General features: G+C 34.4%; 16 protein-coding genes. 13 read left to right on the plus strand and 3 right to left on the minus strand.

All coding sequences use genetic code 11. The features are described 5' to 3' along the window. Positions 1-93 precede the first annotated feature (93 nt). The 8 genes from V7056_RS08815 (at position 94) to V7056_RS08850 (ending at position 10,944) form a co-directional block, all read left to right on the plus strand. Positions 94-645: a bifunctional transcriptional activator/DNA repair enzyme AdaA gene (locus V7056_RS08815; protein ID WP_499701132.1), complete on the plus strand. Its 552-nt coding sequence runs from the start codon at positions 94-96 to the stop codon at positions 643-645. Continuing rightward, positions 645-1,547, plus strand: a complete 903-nt coding sequence (locus tag V7056_RS08820) for a DMT family transporter (RefSeq protein WP_499701134.1) — start codon at positions 645-647, stop codon at positions 1,545-1,547. The genes V7056_RS08815 and V7056_RS08820 overlap by 1 nt, the downstream gene beginning before the upstream one ends. 600 nt (positions 1,548-2,147) lie before the next feature. Then, positions 2,148-4,085 carry a 1,4-alpha-glucan branching protein GlgB gene (gene glgB, locus V7056_RS08825; RefSeq protein WP_499701135.1) on the plus strand — a complete coding sequence of 646 codons (1,938 nt, stop codon included), beginning with the start codon at positions 2,148-2,150 and terminating at the stop codon, positions 4,083-4,085. Then, on the plus strand, positions 4,033-5,160 hold the full coding sequence (locus tag V7056_RS08830; protein ID WP_499701137.1) for a glucose-1-phosphate adenylyltransferase: 1,128 nt from the start codon (positions 4,033-4,035) through the stop codon (positions 5,158-5,160). Before glgB ends, V7056_RS08830 begins: the two co-directional genes overlap by 53 nt. Before the next feature lie 48 nt (positions 5,161-5,208). Further along, positions 5,209-6,228 carry a GlgC family sugar phosphate nucleotidyltransferase gene (locus tag V7056_RS08835; RefSeq protein WP_088002440.1) on the plus strand — a complete coding sequence of 340 codons (1,020 nt, stop codon included), beginning with the start codon at positions 5,209-5,211 and terminating at the stop codon, positions 6,226-6,228. Beyond that, positions 6,222-7,655 carry a glycogen synthase GlgA gene (glgA, locus tag V7056_RS08840; protein ID WP_499701142.1) on the plus strand — a complete coding sequence of 478 codons (1,434 nt, stop codon included), beginning with the start codon at positions 6,222-6,224 and terminating at the stop codon, positions 7,653-7,655. Before V7056_RS08835 ends, glgA begins: the two co-directional genes overlap by 7 nt. Before the next feature lie 23 nt (positions 7,656-7,678). Continuing rightward, on the plus strand, positions 7,679-10,087 hold the full coding sequence (locus V7056_RS08845; RefSeq protein WP_499701143.1) for a glycogen/starch/alpha-glucan phosphorylase: 2,409 nt from the start codon (positions 7,679-7,681) through the stop codon (positions 10,085-10,087). A 59-nt stretch (positions 10,088-10,146) separates the two neighbouring features. Then, complete coding sequence (locus V7056_RS08850; protein WP_499701145.1) at positions 10,147-10,944, plus strand: lipase family protein; 798 nt, start codon at positions 10,147-10,149, stop codon at positions 10,942-10,944. A gap of 79 nt (positions 10,945-11,023) precedes the next feature. Here the strand turns inward: V7056_RS08850 and V7056_RS08855 are convergent, their stop codons facing one another. Continuing rightward, positions 11,024-11,815: a TIGR00266 family protein gene (locus tag V7056_RS08855; RefSeq protein WP_499701147.1), complete on the minus strand. Its 792-nt coding sequence runs from the start codon at positions 11,813-11,815 to the stop codon at positions 11,024-11,026. 474 nt (positions 11,816-12,289) lie between these two features. Here V7056_RS08855 and V7056_RS08860 point away from each other — a divergent pair, with 474 nt between their 5' ends. Then, the gene (locus V7056_RS08860) at positions 12,290-12,490 is read left to right on the plus strand and encodes a cold-shock protein (protein WP_088002455.1); all 201 of its coding nucleotides are present in this window, start codon (positions 12,290-12,292) and stop codon (positions 12,488-12,490) included. Positions 12,491-12,796: 306 nt separating this feature from the next. On the opposite strand, the gene V7056_RS08865 is transcribed toward V7056_RS08860, so the two are convergent. After that, positions 12,797-13,546 (minus strand): TraR/DksA C4-type zinc finger protein, encoded by a 750-nt coding sequence (locus tag V7056_RS08865; RefSeq protein WP_499701149.1) that lies wholly within the window; start codon positions 13,544-13,546, stop codon positions 12,797-12,799. A gap of 99 nt (positions 13,547-13,645) precedes the next feature. After that, entirely contained in the window at positions 13,646-14,578 is a 933-nt protein-coding gene (locus V7056_RS08870; RefSeq protein ID WP_499701151.1) for a 1,4-dihydroxy-2-naphthoate polyprenyltransferase, read from the minus strand. A 145-nt stretch (positions 14,579-14,723) separates the two neighbouring features. On the opposite strand from V7056_RS08870, the gene V7056_RS08875 reads away from it, so the two are divergent. Genes V7056_RS08875 through menB form a run of 4 tightly spaced genes read left to right on the plus strand, consistent with a single transcriptional unit; the run spans position 14,724 to position 19,512 of the window. Continuing rightward, positions 14,724-16,130: an isochorismate synthase gene (locus tag V7056_RS08875; protein ID WP_499701153.1), complete on the plus strand. Its 1,407-nt coding sequence runs from the start codon at positions 14,724-14,726 to the stop codon at positions 16,128-16,130. Beyond that, the gene (gene menD / locus V7056_RS08880) at positions 16,120-17,859 is read left to right on the plus strand and encodes a 2-succinyl-5-enolpyruvyl-6-hydroxy-3-cyclohexene-1-carboxylic-acid synthase (RefSeq protein ID WP_499701155.1); all 1,740 of its coding nucleotides are present in this window, start codon (positions 16,120-16,122) and stop codon (positions 17,857-17,859) included. Before V7056_RS08875 ends, menD begins: the two co-directional genes overlap by 11 nt. Further along, positions 17,843-18,697 carry a 2-succinyl-6-hydroxy-2,4-cyclohexadiene-1-carboxylate synthase gene (gene menH / locus V7056_RS08885; RefSeq protein WP_499701156.1) on the plus strand — a complete coding sequence of 285 codons (855 nt, stop codon included), beginning with the start codon at positions 17,843-17,845 and terminating at the stop codon, positions 18,695-18,697. Before menD ends, menH begins: the two co-directional genes overlap by 17 nt. Then, complete coding sequence (menB, locus tag V7056_RS08890) at positions 18,694-19,512, plus strand: 1,4-dihydroxy-2-naphthoyl-CoA synthase (RefSeq protein WP_464960543.1); 819 nt, start codon at positions 18,694-18,696, stop codon at positions 19,510-19,512. Before menH ends, menB begins: the two co-directional genes overlap by 4 nt. Positions 19,513-19,547: the final 35 nt, after the last annotated feature.

A 19,547-nucleotide genomic window follows, 5' to 3' on the forward strand; every position in this document is an offset into this window, starting at 1 on the left:
GTATGAATCCAAATGTAAATTACAAAGCAAGATAATGAAAGCAGAGTTTATTTCATCATGCTAAAATGTGAATAGATTGAGTGAGGTGAGGATATGGGGTTACCAAGTGATCATGATATGTGGGATGCAATTATTCAATGTAATGAAAAATATGATGGACTGTTTATATATGCTGTCAAATCTACTGGTATTTGTTGTAAGCCCTCTTGTAAATCAAGAGCACCTTTAAGAGGTAATATTTCATTTTATGCAACTATCACTTTAGCAATAGAAGATGGATTCCGTCCTTGTAAAAGATGCCGTCCTGATTTGATCCAATCAAATGAAGAGGAAATTATTTATTCTACCAAACAATATATAGAAGAGCAGTATCGCAATTCAATCACATTGGATCGACTTGCTCAACATGTCGGTGTAAGTAAATATCATCTTCAGCGTTTATTTAAAAGAAATACAGGATTGTCACCGTTAGAATATGCAACACAGTTAAAAATGTCTGATGCAATTGAACGCCTGCTTCACACAGAAGATACCATCACTGAAATAGCATTGCATCTTGGATTCAAGAGTTCTTCCCATTTTTCGAATTTGTTCCGTCAACATACGGGCTACAGTCCGACGGAATATAGAAAGGATGGAAAGTGATGTCATTTAAAGAGTTAATTGCCTTAATTGGACTGGCTGCTCTATGGGGAGCATCTTTCTTATTCATTCGAATTGCTGCACCGATATTTGGACCTGTCCTTACAATTCAAGGAAGAGTCTCTATAGCAGCGCTGGCTTTGGTATTATATCTAGTAATTATCAGAAGGTCTTTAGATTTTAGAAAGAGATGGAAACAATATATCATAATTGGTGCATTAAATGCAGCGATTCCCTTTACATTAATCGCAACATCTGCACTCCATTTAACTGCTTCAATGTCTTCTATCCTTAATTCATTAACGCCGTTATTCACGGCTATCATTGTATGGGGATGGATGAATGAAAGCCTTAGTACTAGAAAATGGTTTGGCATATTAGTAGGAGTGATAGGCGTGGTTCTATTAGTTGGATGGAGTACGATTCCATTCACAAAAGAAACAATCATTGCCATTGGACTAGCGGTTTTATCGACAATTTCATATGGGCTAGCAGGTGTCTATGCTAAAAAGACTTTTGTAGGCATAGCACCACTATCACTAGCAGCAGGTCAACAAATAGCAGCATCCATTCTATTAATTCCGTTTACATTCTTTTATCTTCCTAACACTACAAGTAACTTTTCACTAATTCCAATATTAGCAGTCCTCTCATTGGCACTGTTTTGTACTGCCATTGCCTATCTATTATATTTTTACTTAATAGAAAATGTAGGACCAACAAAAACTTTAAGTGTTACTTTCTTAATTCCAGTTTTCGGAATGATATGGGGAGTACTGATACTACATGAGAAAATCACAATGGGAATGTTTGTAGGGTTTATAGTGATTTTAGTGAGTGTGTTTCTTATTTCAGATATTAAATTACCTACTAAATCAAAGGTTTTGAGGCATGATGAATTGTAAATGTATTCTGACTGCCAGCCAAACGCTCGCTTTCTAGGTTGTTTCGCCTGTCTGCGGTGCCCACAATACCTTCTAAAGTAAATTACTCATCACCAGACTACACGCCTCGAGAGACAAGCGTTTCAATCAGTCTTAAAAACTAATTTTATATGAAGTGTAGACCAAAAAAGATCTTCTTTAAGAAGATCTTTTTTTAGTGAGTATTAATTCTTCGGTTTATATTCTAAAAATGGGTAATCGATACTAATCACAAAAATCATTTCAAAAAATATCAAAAAATTCTTCTTCCTTATAATCCGACAATCTTCAACATAGTTTATTAAATTCATTGATTTCCTGTTTTAAATATGAAAAATATGTATGAAATTTTATAGTAAATAACAATTTATTGAATTTTTTTAAGGATTAACAGAATGAACGTGAATATTTATTCTGTATTATTCATTCGACAAAAATTACATAAAAACGACAAAGTCAATTGTGACAACGTTTTCATGAACAACCATTCATTTTCCAATATTTGTTTATGAATTTTTTTTGCATAATTACAAGGGAAATATATATGTTTGTAGAATATTAAGNNATTGTAATGAGGTGAGGATGTTGCTTTTGACACGACCAACTGAATTTGATGTGCATTTATTCCATGAAGGTAATCTATTCAAAAGCCATGAATGCTTTGGAGCACATATAGGTAAGAAGGGGAATAAAAAAGGAACACATTTTACAGTATGGGCACCACATGCAAAGTGTGTTTCAGTTGTTGGGGATTTTAATGACTGGAATGGTTCAGATCATAAAATGGAGAAATTAAACAATGAAGGAATATGGACAATTTTTATTCCTGAAATTGGGCACGGAACAATTTATAAATATGAGATTGTATCAAATAATGGAGAAGTTCTACTAAAAAGTGATCCATTTGCATTTTATAGTGAGCTTCGCCCGTACACAGCCTCAGTTGTATACGATCTTTCCGGATATAAGTGGAAGGATTCAAAATACCGTAAACAAAAATCAAAAAAAGTAGTCTATGAAGAAGCAGTTTTAATTTATGAAGTACATTTGGGTACTTGGAAAAAGAAAAGTAATGGGGATTTTTACACATATGCTGAATTAGCTACCGAGCTAGTACCTTATGTAAAAGAGCATGGTTTTACTCATATAGAATTGCTACCTGTAATTGAGCATCCATACGATCGTTCTTGGGGGTATCAAGGAGTCGGATATTATTCAGCGACAAGTCGATATGGTAATCCACATGAATTAATGAACTTTATTGATGAATGTCATCAGCAAGGTATAGGCGTCATTTTAGATTGGGTGCCTGGTCATTTTTGTAAGGATTCACATGGTTTATACATGTTTGATGGGGAGCCTACATATGAATATGAAAGTTATGATGTAAGAGAGAATGAAGTGTGGGGTACAGCGAATTTTGACTTATCAAAACCAGAAGTAAGGTCTTTTTTATTGTCTAATGCATTATTTTGGCTAGAAAATTTTCACGTCGATGGTTTCCGAGTCGATGCTGTAGCAAATATTTTGTATTGGAAAGAAGGGCACAACAAAGAAGAGAATCCTTTTGCAGTGTCATTTTTAAGAAAACTAAATGAAGTAGTCTTTGAGTATGATCAGCAAGTATTGATGATTGCAGAAGATTCCACAGATTGGCCTTTAGTAACGGCTCCTACATATGAAGGCGGCTTAGGATTTAATTTTAAATGGAATATGGGTTGGATGAATGATGTTTTAACCTATATGGAAACTGAGCCATCTGAGAGAAAATATCATCATAACAGAATGACATTTTCATTCTTATATGCCTTCTCAGAAAATTTCGTTTTGCCTTTCTCACATGATGAAGTAGTTCATGGCAAGAAATCATTACTAAATAAAATGCCTGGAAAATATGAGGATAAGTTTGCTCAACTAAGAGTTTTATTAGGGTATTACTTAGCTCATCCTGGAAAGAAGCTTTTATTTATGGGAAGTGAATTTGGTCAATTTGATGAATGGAAGGATCTGGGGCAACTAGATTGGATGATTTCTGACTATGAATACCATTCAAAAATGAACGATTATGTTAAGGAATTACTAGCAATCTATAAGAAAAATAAATCATTATACGAAGTTGATAACCATTGGGATGGTTTTTCATGGATAGATGCAAATAACGCAGAACAAAGTGTTTTCACGTTTATTCGAAAAGGTAAAAACAAAGCTGATTATGTTATTGTCATTTGCAATTTCAGAGAAATTTCTTATGAAACTTATCGAATCGGCGTACCATTTAAGCATCGTTACAAAGAAATTTTATCTAGTGATTATGTAAGATTTGGTGGAGAAAGCAAAATAAATCGTTCGGTTATTGAGACTGATGAAACGCCATTCCATGGTCAACCATATAGCATTGAAATCGCACTACCTGCTTTTAGTTTTACAATCATTCGTCCAGTTAAAATGCGAAAGGGGATTAGCAGCAATGGTTCAGAAAAAATGCGTAGCAATGTTACTAGCAGGAGGGAAGGGAAGTAGACTTAGTTCCCTTACAAAAGAATTAGCAAAGCCAGCAGTAGCCTTTGGAGGAAAATATCGAATAATTGATTTTACATTGAGTAACTGTACAAATTCTGGAATTGATACTGTTGGTGTTCTAACGCAATATCAACCACTTGTACTAAATTCATATATTGGTATAGGCAGTGCATGGGACTTGGATCGTTTGAATGGGGGAGTTACTGTTTTACCACCATATTCAGAAGCATCTGGTGTCAAATGGTATACAGGTACAGCAAGTGCTATATATCAAAACTTAAACTATATTAAGCAATACCAGCCTGAATACGTATTAATTCTGTCAGGTGACCATATTTATAAAATGGATTACAGCAAAATGCTAGATTATCACATTGAAAAAGATGCTGATGTTTCAATCTCAGTAATCGAAGTTCCAATTGAAGAAGCAAGTCGATTTGGAATTATGAATACGAATGAAGAATTGGACATTATTGAATTTGAAGAAAAGCCGCAATTTCCTAAAAGCAATTTAGCTTCAATGGGAATCTATATTTTCAAATGGAATGTCTTAAAGGAATTTTTAGAAATGGATGATCGTAATCCGGAATCAAGCAATGATTTTGGTAAAGATGTCATTCCACTTTTATTAGAAGAAAAGAAGAAAATTGTTGCTTATCCTTTCCAAGGATATTGGAAGGATGTTGGAACAGTAAAAAGCTTATGGGAAGCAAATATGGATTTATTAAATGAAGAGAGTGAACTGAATATTTATGACCGTGATTGGCGTATTTATTCTGTGAATCCAAATCAACCTCCACAATATATTGCACCTAGTGCAATTGTTGAAGATTCTCTTATTAACGAAGGTTGTGTTGTAGAAGGCTATATTTCACATTCTGTATTATTCCAAGGAGTGACAATTGGTGAAGGCAGTTTTATAAAAGATTCAGTTGTCATGCCTGGGTGTGTAATAGGTAAGGATGTAAAAATAGAAAATGCGGTTGTCGCTCCAGGTATGGTAGTAGCTGATGGATCAGTATTACGTCCAGAAAAAGAATACGAAGAAGTCATATTAGTGACAAACGAAGTATAAGAGGTGGCTCATTCCTCAAATAGAATAATAGATTGAGAGGGGTATTCGATGAAACAAACTATGCTGGGTATAATTGAGGCTTCTACACATTTTGAATCTTTAAAACCATTAACAAAGCATCGACCACTTGCAACGCTTCCTTACGCAGGTCGTTATCGCTTAATTGATTTTATGTTAAGTAATATGGTGAACTCAGGAATTACAAGTGTAGCTGTATTTCCTGATCAGCCTTATCGTTCAATTATTGACCATTTAGGTTCGGGTAAGCACTGGGATTTGAATAGAAAGCATGATGGCTTATTCATATTTACGCCTGAACCAACTGATGGAGCATTTGGCACGTTTGATTTTATCGAAAAACATATTCAATTTTTACAACGTTCTACACAAAAGTATGTAGTTGTTGCAAATACATATACAATTTGTTCTGTAGATTTTAGACCAATTTTAAAACGTCATATTGATACAGATGCAGCGATTACTGAGCTGACACAATTTGGGAAATCTTTAAATATTTATTTCCTTGAGAAAGATCTATTGTTGAAGTTATTTGAAAACTTCCATGAAAAAGGATACGAGACAATTATGGACGTTGTTCGTGATAAAAATAATGGAGTAATGTTAAGTGGATACGAAATTCCACAGCAAGTAGCAATCATTCAGACGATTGAGGACTATTTCGAGAACAGTATGAAATTATTAAATCCAGAAGTTTGGAATCAATTATTCTTAAAATCTTATCCTGTTTTTACGAAAGTAAAAGATGAACCACCTACGAAATATTCAAAAGAAGCAGTCGTAAAAAATTCAATTGTTGCTAATGGATGTGTAATTGAAGGTACTGTAGAAAATAGTATTATCTCTCGAGCTGTGAAAATTGGAAAAAATACAATAATTCGTAATTGTGTTGTTATGCAAAAATCAATCATTGGAGATAACTGTATATTAGATGGTGTTATTTTAGATAAAGATGTACGGATTGAAGAAGGTGTCGAAATGAAAGGGAGTTTAAATGAGCCAATCGTTCTACAGAAAGGCTCAGTTCAAGGAGCGTTGATTCAGTGGTAAATGTATTATATATTGTTTCGGAATGTGTACCATTTGTTAAATCAGGAGGGCTTGCAGATGTTGCAGGTGCCCTCCCTAAATATTTAAATAAGCTAAATTTGAATGTACGTGTAATGCTTCCTTTTTATTCTCAAATCCCTGCTAAATATCGCGAAGAAGCGAAATTAGTGAAAGAACTTGAGGTAAACCTAGGCTGGAGAAATCAATATTGTGGTCTATATGAATTACAGGTTGAAGGAGTGACTTATTATTTTATTGATAATGAGTACTATTTTAATCGTGATAAATTATATGGACAATACGATGATGGAGAGCGCTTTGCGTTCTTTTCTATTGCAGCTATTGAATGTATTCGCGAGCTAGATTTTATACCTGATGTTGTTCATTGCCATGATTGGCATACAGCTATGATTCCATTTTTTATAAAGGAATATGGAGCGCTAAAAGATGTAAATCCGGATATAAAGTCAGTTTTTACGATTCATAATTTGCAATTCCAAGGTGTTTTCCCAAAAATGGTAATGGATGATATTTTGGGAATTGATGAAGTTTATTTCAACAATGATTATTTGAAATTTTATGACTGTATCAACTTTATGAAGGCTGGCATTATTGCTAGTGATATAGTCACAACTGTAAGTCCTACTTATAAAGAAGAAATTAAACATGAGTTTTTTGGAGAGCAATTAGATGGTCTTCTAAGATCTCAAGACCATAAATTATTTGGAATTGTAAATGGTATTGATGAAACGATTTATAATCCAGCAACAGATTCAAAAATTCATACGAATTATGATGAGTTTACAATTGAAAAGAAAGCTGAAAATAAAACGAAATTACAGGAATCATTAGCATTGCAAGTAGATGAAAATATTCCAATTATCGCTATGGTCTCTCGTTTAACTAGTCAAAAAGGAATTGACCTGATTCAGCATGTATTTCCACAACTAATGGATCACAATGTGCAAGTCATTATTTTGGGTACTGGTGAAGAAGAATTTGAACATTTCTTTAAAGCGATGGAACATAATTATTATGATAAAGTAAGGTCTTATATCGGCTTTGACGAAAATTTTGCTCATCAAATATATGCAGGTGCTGATTTATTTCTTATGCCATCTTTATTTGAACCATGTGGATTAGGACAGTTGATCGCGATGAAATATGGCTGTGTGCCAATTGTTAGAGAAACTGGGGGCCTAAACGATACCGTCCAATCATATAATGAAAAGACGAAGAGCGGTAATGGGTTTTCTTTCAGTAACTATAATGCACACGAAATGCTTTTTACAATCGAACGTGCGCTTACTATTTATAACCAAAAACAACATCGAAAAGCGGTTCTTAAAAATGCTATGAATCGAGACTCAAGCTGGTTGCAGTCTGCAAAAGAGTATACAAAACTATATTTGCAATCTACAAAGTAAATCATTTAAGGCGAGGTGGTTCCATGTTTTCTAGTGTGGAGGAATTTGAATGGAATTATAAAGAAAAACTAGAAAGTATGCATGGAAAAAGTATTTCTGAAAGTTCTATTCAAGAACAATATGAAACGCTTGGAACAATGATTCGAGAATATATAAGCGAAGACTGGTTGGCTACAAGTGAGCAGTATCGTTTAGAACGAAAAAAACAAGTGTATTACTTATCAATTGAGTTCCTTTTAGGAAAACTTTTGAAGAGTAATTTAATCCATCTAGGACTAAGAGAATTATGTGAATCTGGTCTGAATAAGCTTGGGATATCGCTAGCTACATTAGAGGAATTTGAAAGCGATGCTGGACTTGGAAATGGAGGACTAGGAAGATTAGCTGCCTGTTTCCTAGATTCATTAGCTTCACAGAATTTACCAGGTCATGGATGTGGCATTCGCTACAAACATGGCCTATTCGACCAAAAAATAGTTGATGGGTATCAAGTTGAACTTCCTGAGCAGTGGCTTAAGTATGGGAATGTTTGGGAAGTTAGAAGAGATGATCAATCAATTGATGTGTTATTTGGAGGAGAAGTTGAAGCATATAAGAGTAAAGATCGTTTAGAGTTTCGCGTACATGGAGCTGAGGCAATAAAGGCTGTTCCTTATGATTTACCAATCATCGGCTATCATACAAATACTATAAATACTTTAAGACTTTGGAGTGCTGAAGCTTCTTCTCATTCATCAAATAAATCTTTGATGAAATATAAACGGGAAGCAGAAGCAGTTTCAGAATTCTTATATCCAGATGATACGCATGACGAAGGGAAAATTTTACGATTAAAGCAGCAGTACTTTTTAGTCTCTGCAAGTATACAAAGAATAATAGATTCATATAAAGAACAATATGGTGATATTCGAAAGTTTCATCATGAAATCGCTATTCATGTGAATGATACTCATCCTGTATTGGCAATTCCCGAATTAATGAGAATTTTAATAGATATTGAAAAGCTCTCTTGGGATGAAGCATGGGAGATTACAACACAAACAATCTCATACACAAACCATACCACATTATCAGAAGCACTTGAGAAGTGGAGAATTGAATTGTTTCAGCCATTGTTGCCAAGAATTTATATGATTGTTGAAGAAATTAATGAGAGATATTGCAAAGAGTTGTGGAAGAGATATCCTGGTGATTGGCATCGTATAGAAAATATGGCCATAATTGCTCATGGAGTTGTCAAAATGGCACATTTGGCAATTGTAGGGAGTAAAAGTGTTAATGGCGTAGCCGAAATTCATACAGAAATTTTAAAGCAAAGAGAAATGAAGTTATTTTACGAATATGAACCAGCTAAATTTAATAATAAAACCAATGGAATCACTCATAGGCGGTGGTTACTCCAGTGTAACCCAGAGTTAAGTGGTCTTATTAGGGACTCAATTGGTGATGACTGGATCTATGAACCAACTCAATTAGACAATCTATTAAAATATGAAAATGATGAATCATTTTTAAATGAATTGATGTTAGTTAAGAAAAAACGAAAAGAAGTATTAGAAAACTATGTTCATTACACGAATGGGATTGCTTTAGATACGGATTCAATTTTTGATATTCAAGTGAAGCGAATGCATGCGTATAAGCGTCAGTTATTGAATGTTTTTCACATAATGTATTTATATAATAGATTAAAAGAGGATTCACATTTTAAAATACATCCGAGGACATTCATATTTGGTGCAAAAGCGTCCCCAGGGTATTATTACGCGAAAAAAATAATAAAACTCATCCATTCTGTTGCTAATATTGTCAATAATGATCGTTACATTAATCAATTCATTAAAGTTATATTTGTTGAGAATTATCGAGTTTCATTAGGAGAAATGATTTTTCCAGCGGCAGATGTCAGTGAACAAATTTCGACTGCGAGTAAGGAAGCCTCAGGAACTGGCAATATGAAATTTATGATGAATGGGGCATTAACTATTGGAACATTAGATGGTGCCAATATTGAAATTTTAAGAGAAGTTGGCGAGAACAATATATTTACGTTTGGACTCTCAGCTGATGAGGTCTTAAATTATTATCAGCATGGAGGGTACAAAAGTAGTGACTATTATCACCACGATTCTCGTATTAAAAAAGTTCTTGATCAGTTACTTTATGGATTATTTCCATTACCAAGAGTTGAGTTTGAAGAAATATTTGATTCACTCATGTCATATAATGATGAATATTTCTTACTAAGAGATTTTTCATCATATGTTAAAGCACATGAGAAAATAAATCATTCTTACCAAAATAAACGAGAGTGGGCTACAAAAAGTCTCTATAATATAGCGAAATCAGGCTTCTTTACAAGTGATCGTACAATTCGTGAGTATGCATCTGATATTTGGAACATACAGCAAAGAAGTTTTCATCATTCCTAACCTCCTTTTTGTTTTAAGGAGGTTTTTCACTTAATAGTGAAACAGAAAGGGGAGTTAAGTTGAAATTCCTTTCAGTTGATTACGATCTTTCTTTAGAATTAGTAGAGTGTTGTATACAGACTTATAAACAATGGGAAAATAATGGGAAATTTATGGTACCAGCAAATTACTCACTAGTTTGTGGATTTAAAGCTTGTGCAATTATTGAGATGGAGTGGTTTGGATATGTTATTGAAAATGAAAACTCACTCATTATTGCCTTTAGAGGAACAAAATCAGACTTAGATTGGCTAGCGGATTTAAAGGTTGAACAAGAATTATTTCCTTATGTAATGAACAGTGGTAGTGTTCATTCTGGATTTCTATCTATTTATAAATCTTGTAGAGAAGAATTGTTAAGTATTGTAAAAGAAAGAGCTGCCAATAAAAAAGTATATATTACAGGTCATAGCTTAGGAGGCTCTCTCGCTACTTTATTTGGATTTGAGTTAGCAATGACAAACTTATGTACTCCGAATGTGTATAGTTTTGGAGCACCCAAGCTTGGAAACAAAGTATTCAAAGAGAAATATGATGAATTTGTTCGCCAAAGTATTAGATTCGTTAATATTTATGACGTTGTCCCACTCAGTCCACCTTTTAAAGTTGAAATCAAGCCACTAAATCTTAATTTAGAATATTTACACGTTCAACAGGCTATAACATTCGCGATCAATAAGGGTTCGATTTCAAAAAGTCACAATATCATGACATATGTAGATGGTGTCAATAAGATGAAGCTTAAGTATGACTATACACCAACCTTTACGTTTAAATTCCGTGATGAAGAAGAACAATTGACAGAGCAAACAAAATGAAATGAACACAATCATATCTATTTTTAACTAATTCAAAAAAAGATCCACATTAAGTGGATCTTCTTTTTTTTATTCAAAATTAATCATTACCGTCTAGTAAGTTTCCGATTCCTCCAAGGATGCTTCCTTCACCGCTTGATGAAGAAGGTAAATACTGACCAATTCTTGATGCCAATCTTGCTAATGTTAATGATTGAACCCAAATCGTTCCAGGTCCTTGTAATGTAGCGAAGAATAATCCTTCACCGCCAAATAGTGCAGTCTTTACATTTCCAACATACTCGATTTCATAGTTCACATCACCAGTAAAGGCAACGATACAACCAGTATCAATTTTAACTTTTTCACCAGGTTGAAGTGTTTTTTGATAAATTGAACCACCTGCATGCAAGAAAGCAAGGCCATCACCTTCAACCTTTTGCATAATAAAACCTTCTCCACCAAATAAACCCGTACTTAATTTTTTTCGGAACTCAATGCCAACAGAAACACCTTTTGCAGCGGCTAAAAATGAGTCCTTTTGACAGATTACTTTATTTCCATACTCTTGTAAGTCTAATGGAATGATAGATCCCGGGTAAGGGGCAGAAAAGCTAACTGTTTTAAGACTATTAGCGTTATTTGTAAAGCTCGTCATGAACAAGCTTTCACCTGTTACTAAGCGTTTACCAGCACCTACTAATTTTCCAAAAAGACCACTAGATTGTTGTGAAGAACCATCTCCAAAAATTGTTTCAAGCTCGATGCCATCATCCATCATCATCATTGCGCCAGCTTCAGCAACAACACTTTCTTTTGGATCTAATTCAACTTGAACAAACTGCATATCATGTCCATGGATTTTGTATGTAACCTCATGTGCTTTTCTCATTTTTACATTCCTCCTAAAGAATAAATATACATCTTTTTAAATACCAATTTCTAGGTTTTTATAAAGAAAATAACCAAAATTTTACATAAATCTATGTTTTATTATAACTTAAAATAACAGAAAAAAATCATAATAAAACCTTACAATATCTATCTATATTTTAAAAGAATAATTGTATGAATTATATAAAAATTTTACCAGAAAATGAGATTTAGTTTCATTGACGCCTTTTTTTATCTATGATATATTTAAATTACTATTAACTGCATATTCATTTGAAGGTAAGAAATTAACGATCCATTTGCACTACAAAATTTATAGTACTGCTCATATTTTTCTTTGTCTTGAAAAGAAGTAATGACCACTTTCAATGTTGTAGCAACCTTAAGTTGATTGACAATGACGTTCTTTTTCTTAATCCCTCTTTATGCACGTTTTAATAGTGTATAAATGTATTTCTAGGAGGTATTATCGATGGAATTCGGTAAAGTTAAATGGTTTAACAGCGAAAAAGGTTTTGGATTCATCCAAACTGAAGGTGGAAACGACGTATTCGTACATTTCTCTGCTATTCAAGGCGAAGGTTTCAAAACATTAGAAGAAGGTCAAGAAGTTAGCTTCGAAATCATCGAAGGTAACCGTGGACCACAAGCTGCTAACGTAAACAAAAAATAATTTTGTTATGTCTAGGGCATCCTCATGTAGGATGCCTTTTTATTATGAAACTAATAATCTATTCATTTCCTCCAATCCACGATATGTGTGAATAGGAAATTTGGCGGGCAGTCTATATCTCGTGGATCAACGCTCGCTTTCTTCGTTGTTTCGCCTGTGCTCATTACCGTCTAAAGTAACTCTGATCCTAACCAGGGCTTCACGCCTCGAAAGACAAGCGTTTTCAATCAGTCTGAATCTCTTGGTTATTATACTTTGTCTACAAACTAAAACACGCATTCTAAAAATGCGTGTTTTGTGAGAATATCAATATTTGTCGATGTCCTTTGCATCGATGCTATCCAATTCACCATTTAGTGCTTGTTCTTCATAATCATCGAGTTCTCTTTCGTATTGCTCATGTTTTTTTGTTGGATAGACTGTTCGATTGTTTCCATACATATCTGTACCGATAAAGTTCTCAAACTCTTCCACATAACCGACGTTTTCATAACTTTCAGTGTATGTGTCATCATATTCCTGAATATTATTAAATTCGAAATCTGATGGTGTTTGAGAGCTTCCATATCGTTCTACAGCTTGTAAAGAATCTTCAGCGTCGAACATCATTGATCGATCTTTTTTATCTCTAGCAAATGGAGGAGTTAAAACTTCTTCTTCAATTGGACGATCGTACTCTCTATTGGAACTAGAAATATGTTGATCATGAGCATGCTCAATCATTGTTTTAGCTGTTGGAAGTGCTTCTAGTCGGTCAAATGGAATTTCTTCACCACTTACTTCACAAATACCATATGTCCCGTTTTCGATTTTTTGTAAAGCAGCATCAACATCAACTAATTCATTTCTTAGGTGTTCGTGAAGTGCGATATCTTTTTCACGTTCAAATAATTCTGTACCCAAATCACCTGGATGATTATCTGCAAGAGAAAGCTCATCAACAGAGTCTCTTAATGAGTATGGTGTAAAGGCAGGGTCTTCAAGTCTCTCTTGTATATGTTGTTTTTGCTGTAACAGATTGGATTTTAATGTTTGAAGTTGTGTTTGTGAAAGCATCATGCTCCCCCTTTTCAATAAATGGATATGGCTAACCATATTTTGTTCAAAAAGGAGGAAAACATGAGTTAAGTTTTTTGAGGAATTGAATCGACTTACTTAGGAAAGAATATTTCCAATTATTAATCCGATTACGATTAGAAAGCCCATTATTGTATTTGTCTTTGCTGTAGCAGCCATCGCTGGCATCATTTCGATTGGTTCAGTTTTACCAATAAATCCTTTAGTAGCTTTAATTGCTAAAGGAATACTTGCTAATGAAATAAGAACAAATGGCGTCATCAATTTTGTAATGACAAAAGCTATAACTAATGCGTAAGCAACTACAAACATTGAACCGATAAAGATAATTGAATTTTTTTTGCCTAATAAAATAACAAGTGTTTTTCGTCCATTTTCCTTGTCGTTATCTAAGTCACGGATATTGTTTGCCGTTAATATTGCACCAATTGTAATCGAAGTTGGTAATGATAGTAACAATATTTTTGTTGGTACACTACCAGCTTGGATATAGTACGTAATTCCGATAATCACAACACCCATAAAAAATCCAGCAACTAACTCGCCAAATGGCGTGTAAGCAATTGGGTATGGTCCCCCAGTGTATAAATAAGCTGCTGTCATACAAATTATTCCAATGACTGCGATCCACCAGCTGCTTTGCATACAAATATAAATACCTAAAAGGACTGAAATACCAAAAAAAGTAAAAGCTAGCTGTAATACAGTTGAGGGCTTAATTCCATCTCTTACAATCGCTCCGCCAATACCGACTGAGCCTTCATGGTCTAAACCTCTCTTATAATCATAATACTCATTAATCATGTTAGCAGCTGCTTGAATTAATAAACTTGCTACAAGCATTGCAATAAATAAAAGTGTATGAAATGAATCATCAATATGTGCCAATATTGAACCTATCGCAACAGGAATGAAGGCCGCGGTTAATGTATGTGGTCTTAATAAATTCCACCATGTTCGAAAACCTGTTGAGGAGGTTGGAGATTGAATAGTTGGTTGCATATTTAACATCCTCCTTAATTATATTATTTGAAAATGTAGATCGTTTTAGTTTAAAAAAGTATGGACGAACTTCATAAAATTGACAGTCTACATTCATCGTTGTATCTTTAGTTATATCATGTATTTACGTATATTAAAGCTAGGGGGAACTGTTATGCTTAGAACAGGTCAACTGGAATCGATTGCTTTTTTCGAGCAATCACTTCAGAAGGCAAAAGCTTGTTCAAAACGCTTTATTTGTAAAGTGGATAAAATAATGAATATTCATCCCCTAAGTGTTTACCATTTTTATCATAAATTGGGTTTTACTGAACGCTTTTATTGGTCAAACCAAGAAAATTCGTTAATTCTCACAGGAATCGGTACTTTAGTTCCTTTTCATCATAGTACAGAAGAACAGTATTCTGCAATAGAAAAAGAATGGAAACGCTTTGGAGAGGAAGTGTATATCGAGCAAGAGAATTGCTTTGGTACTGGACCTTTGGCTCTTGGGGGTTTCTCTTTTTTTGAAACTTACAAACATGACCATGATTGGAAGGAATTTGGTACATCACATTTCTTTGTGCCAAAGTTAATGATAACCGTTACACAAGATGGGACATTTATTACATCTAATTATGAAATTAATGCACAAACTACTTTAGAGGATTTGTTAAGTCAATATAAACAATATGATGACTATTTAGAGCAATACGGCATGAAACAACCAACATTTACCCAATCTGAATGTATCCAAAAGGATGAGTTTGAACCAAATGAATGGATTCAAAGTGTGAAAACAGCCATCCATCAAATGAAGGATGAACAATTAGAAAAAGTTGTTTTAAATCGTACATTAAATGCGACATTCTCATCTGAAGTAAATTCATCAAAAGTAATTTACGAACTTGAAGCAACAAGAAATGTTAATTATGTTATTACCTATCAACTAAAAGATACTGTATTTATCAGTGCAACGCCGGAAAGATTGATTGCAAAAAAGAAAAATACAGTTTCTTCGATGTGCCTTGCAGGTTCTGCTGCAAAAGGAAAAACAAAAGAAGAAAATAGCGAGGCTGCTAATTGGTTATTAAATAGTAAGAAGAATAATGACGAACATGCATTTGTCGTAAATTATATAAAAGAAACACTTCGACTATATTGTGATCAATTAACGATACCAAGATCACCTAGAATTATGGCAACAAAAAGTTTATTGCATCTTTTTACGCCAGTCGAGGGAACTATTTTACAACACGTTTCGTTATTTAAATTAATTCAAGCATTACATCCAACACCTGCACTTGGGGGATTTCCTAAGGAGGTTGCTTGTAAACTTATACGCGAGCTTGAGCCTGTTGAACGAGGATGGTATGGAGCACCAATTGGTTGGATTGATTTAAATGGCAATGGTGATTTTGCAGTGGGAATACGAAGTGCATTAGTGAAAGCAAATAAAGCGAAATTATATGCTGGCTGTGGGATCGTACAAGATTCAAAACCGGAAGAGGAGTTTTACGAAACTGGTGTGAAGTTTCTGCCGATGCTTAATGCATTAGGAGGGTTACGAAATGAAAGATAATGAAGCGCTATCAAAGTACATTGGTTCACTAGTGGATGAACTAAGTGCATTAAATATTCAAAATGTAGTAATCAGTCCAGGGTCACGATCTACACCGATTGCGATGCTAGTAAATGAACACCCAAAATTAAATTCTTTTATCGCGATTGATGAAAGAGGCGCTGGATTTTTTGCATTAGGGATTGCCAAAAGCACGAAGCAACCTACTGTTCTTATTTGCACGTCTGGGACAGCTGCTTCAAATTATTTACCTGCGATATCAGAAGCAAAAGAATCTAGAATTCCGTTAATTGTCATAACTGCTGATCGCCCTCATGAATTAAGGGATATCGGTGCACCACAGGCAATGAATCAAATCGGATTATATGGATCGTTTGTGAAAAAATTTATTGAGCTTGCTTTACCAGAGGCTTCTGAAGCAATGTATCAATATGCACGAGCAAGTATGAGTAGATTATATCGTTCATGTATGACTGCACCTAAGGGGCCAGTACATGTAAATATACCTTTAAGAGAACCATTAGTTCCAAATTTTAAAATCGAGGACCTTTTTTCAGCAGGAAAACGTCACCAGGACCGTGCTTATACAAACCTTTCTGAATCGTTTGCTACAATTTCAAAAGATACTATTGATCAAATGCATGAGCTTTTTCAATCAAAAAGAAAAGGCTTATTAATCTGTGGACCTTATGTTGAAGAAAAAGCATTACATTCAATTTTAGAATTAGGCGAAAAATTAGGATATCCTGTGCTGTGTGATCCACTTTCAAATGGTCGAACTATCATAAATGATAAAGCACTGACAATCGATACCTATGACACATTTCTACGCTTTGGGGAGAATGTAGATACCCTTGATTCAGAGGTCATTGTTCGTTTTGGAGCAATGCCTGTATCAAAAACATTTAATCAGTATGTTCAAAAGCAGGAGAATTGCGAAATGATCGTTATTGATGAAGGGGATTTATGGAGAGATCCGACATTAAGAGCGACTCAAATGATTTCATGTAATGATACGGAATTTTGCCATGCGATTTTACATGATTTTCTATTGAATGAGTCAGTTGATGATGACTGGTTAATGAAATGGCAGACAATTAATCAAAAAACAAAATCAGGTTTGCAGAAAGCTGAGCTTTTTGAAGAATTGTTTGAAGGGAAAATAGTGCAAGTACTCGCTAAAAACTTACCTGAAAATAGTACTATATTTGTATCTAATAGTATGCCGATTCGTGACATAGATACTTTCTTACATATGCAAAACAAAAAACTAAAAATTGCTTGTAATAGAGGAGTAAATGGTATTGATGGTACGATTGCAACCGCATTAGGAATGGCTGCAGCGGGTGAGAACATTACTTTATTAATTGGTGATTTATCTTTTTATCATGATTTAAACAGCTTAGTATTAGCTAAATTACACCAACTTCCAATACAAATTGTATTAGTGAATAATGATGGTGGAGGAATTTTTTCATTTTTACCTCAATCTAAAGAAGAGAAGCATTTTGAGACATTATTTGGTACACCACTCGGTTTGGATTTTCAACATGCTACAGCATTGTTCGGTGGTGTGCATACAAAAGTTTCAAGCTGGTTTGAGTTTGAAGATGCATTAGCGCTTAAACATGAAAAACTCCATGTAATTGAAGTTTTAACAAACCGTAAGGAGAATTATGAGCTACATCAAAAAGTATGGAGCATTGTAAAAAATGAGTATGAGCAATGAAAACGGTGTTTCTAACATTACTTTGAATGGCATTCACTATTCCTACATAGATGAGGGTGAAGGCCAAACTGTTCTTTTACTTCATGGTTTTACTGGGACGAAAAAAACATGGGCTGAACTCATCGAAAAACTGAAACAAAACTTTCGTGTAATCGCAATTGATTTATTAGGTCACGGAGAAACTGATTCCCCTGACGATCCTGATCGTTATGTAATGGAACAAGCAGCTAAGGATTTAAATGACTTTTTAACTAAAAAACATATTGATTGTATACATCTTCTTGGTTATTCAATGGGAGGTAGGCTTGCGCTTTACTTTGCCTTGAATTTTCAACAAAGAATTCGATCACTGTTATTAGAAAGCTGTACAGCTGGACTTACTTCGGAAGATGAAAGATTATCGAGAATAACACAAGATGATCAGTTGGCAACAATGCTATTAACTAAGGGGATCAAATCGTTTGTGGAATATTGGGAGAACATCCCTTTGTTTTCATCTCAAAAGGAATTATCAAAAAGCCATCAAGAAAAGATTCGAGCAGGTAGATTATTGCAGTCACCAATCGGTTTAAGTAACAGTCTGAAGGGAATGGGGACAGGCATTCAACCATCTCTTTGGGATCAACTTGATACATTGGAAATTGCTACATTATTGATTTGTGGTGAATATGATGAAAAGTTTTGTTTCATTATGGGGAAAATGAATGAGAAGTTTAAAAATAGTGAAATAAAAAAAATTCCCCGTGCTGGACATGCAATTCATGTGGAACAATCGGAAATATTTGCTACAATAGTAAGTGAGTTTTTTTTGAAAAGTGAAAAGGAGGAAATGTCATGACAATTGAATGGGTACAAGAAAGAAAGTATGAAGAGATTTTATATTCTACATATAATGGTATTGCAAAGATTTCAATCAATCGTCCACACGTACATAACGCATTTACACCATTAACAGTTTCAGAAATGATTGATGCATTTGCTTGGGCAAGAGATGATGAAAAAATTGGTGTTATTATTCTAACTGGTGAAGGCGGAAAAGCATTCTGCTCAGGTGGAGACCAAAGTGTTCGAGGACATGGTGGATATGTTGGGCAAGATCGTATTCCACGTCTAAACGTATTAGATTTACAACGTTTAATCCGCGTTATTCCAAAACCAGTAATCGCAATGGTTGCAGGCTATGCAATTGGTGGAGGTAATGTATTAAACGTAGTTTGTGATTTAACAATTGCTGCAGAAAATGCAAAATTTGGACAAACTGGTCCTAACGTAGGTAGCTTCGATGCAGGTTACGGTTCAGGTTACTTAGCTCGTATTGTTGGACACAAAAAGGCTCGTGAAATTTGGTACTTATGCCGTCAATATAATGCACAAGAAGCATTGGATATGGGCTTAGTTAATAAAGTTGTACCTTTAGAAGAACTAGAAGCTGAAACTGTAAAATGGGCAGAAGAAATGCTTGAGAAGAGCCCAACTGCACTTCGTTTCTTAAAAGCAGCAATGAATGCTGATACAGATGGACTAGCTGGTCTTCAACAGTTAGCTGGGGATGCAACATTACTTTACTACACTACAGAAGAAGCGAAAGAAGGCCGTGACGCGTTTAAAGAAAAACGTAAGCCTGATTTTGGTCAATTCCCACGTTTCCCTTGATTCGTAGAAGATTTAAGCTTGGTGAGCAATCATCA

It is taken from the genome of Bacillus sp. JJ664 (assembly GCF_036962205.1).
Lineage (GTDB): Bacteria > Bacillota > Bacilli > Bacillales > Bacillaceae_G > Gottfriedia.

Excerpts from the sequence above, each read along its gene's own strand:
- V7056_RS08815 (WP_499701132.1), top strand. The coding sequence starts at position 94 with ATGGGGTTACCAAGTGATCATGATATGTGGGATGCAATTATTCAATGT.
- V7056_RS08820 (WP_499701134.1), top strand. The coding sequence starts at position 645 with ATGTCATTTAAAGAGTTAATTGCCTTAATTGGACTGGCTGCTCTATGG.
- glgB (WP_499701135.1), top strand. The coding sequence starts at position 2,148 with ATGTTGCTTTTGACACGACCAACTGAATTTGATGTGCATTTATTCCAT.
- V7056_RS08830 (WP_499701137.1), top strand. The coding sequence starts at position 4,033 with ATGGTTCAGAAAAAATGCGTAGCAATGTTACTAGCAGGAGGGAAGGGA.
- V7056_RS08835 (WP_088002440.1), top strand. The coding sequence starts at position 5,209 with ATGAAACAAACTATGCTGGGTATAATTGAGGCTTCTACACATTTTGAA.
- V7056_RS08845 (WP_499701143.1), top strand. The coding sequence starts at position 7,679 with ATGTTTTCTAGTGTGGAGGAATTTGAATGGAATTATAAAGAAAAACTA.
- V7056_RS08855 (WP_499701147.1), bottom strand. The coding sequence starts at position 11,815 with ATGAGAAAAGCACATGAGGTTACATACAAAATCCATGGACATGATATG.
- V7056_RS08860 (WP_088002455.1), top strand. The coding sequence starts at position 12,290 with ATGGAATTCGGTAAAGTTAAATGGTTTAACAGCGAAAAAGGTTTTGGA.
- V7056_RS08865 (WP_499701149.1), bottom strand. The coding sequence starts at position 13,546 with ATGCTTTCACAAACACAACTTCAAACATTAAAATCCAATCTGTTACAG.
- V7056_RS08870 (WP_499701151.1), bottom strand. The coding sequence starts at position 14,578 with ATGTTAAATATGCAACCAACTATTCAATCTCCAACCTCCTCAACAGGT.
- V7056_RS08875 (WP_499701153.1), top strand. The coding sequence starts at position 14,724 with ATGCTTAGAACAGGTCAACTGGAATCGATTGCTTTTTTCGAGCAATCA.
- menD (WP_499701155.1), top strand. The coding sequence starts at position 16,120 with ATGAAAGATAATGAAGCGCTATCAAAGTACATTGGTTCACTAGTGGAT.
- menH (WP_499701156.1), top strand. The coding sequence starts at position 17,843 with ATGAGTATGAGCAATGAAAACGGTGTTTCTAACATTACTTTGAATGGC.
- menB (WP_464960543.1), top strand. The coding sequence starts at position 18,694 with ATGACAATTGAATGGGTACAAGAAAGAAAGTATGAAGAGATTTTATAT.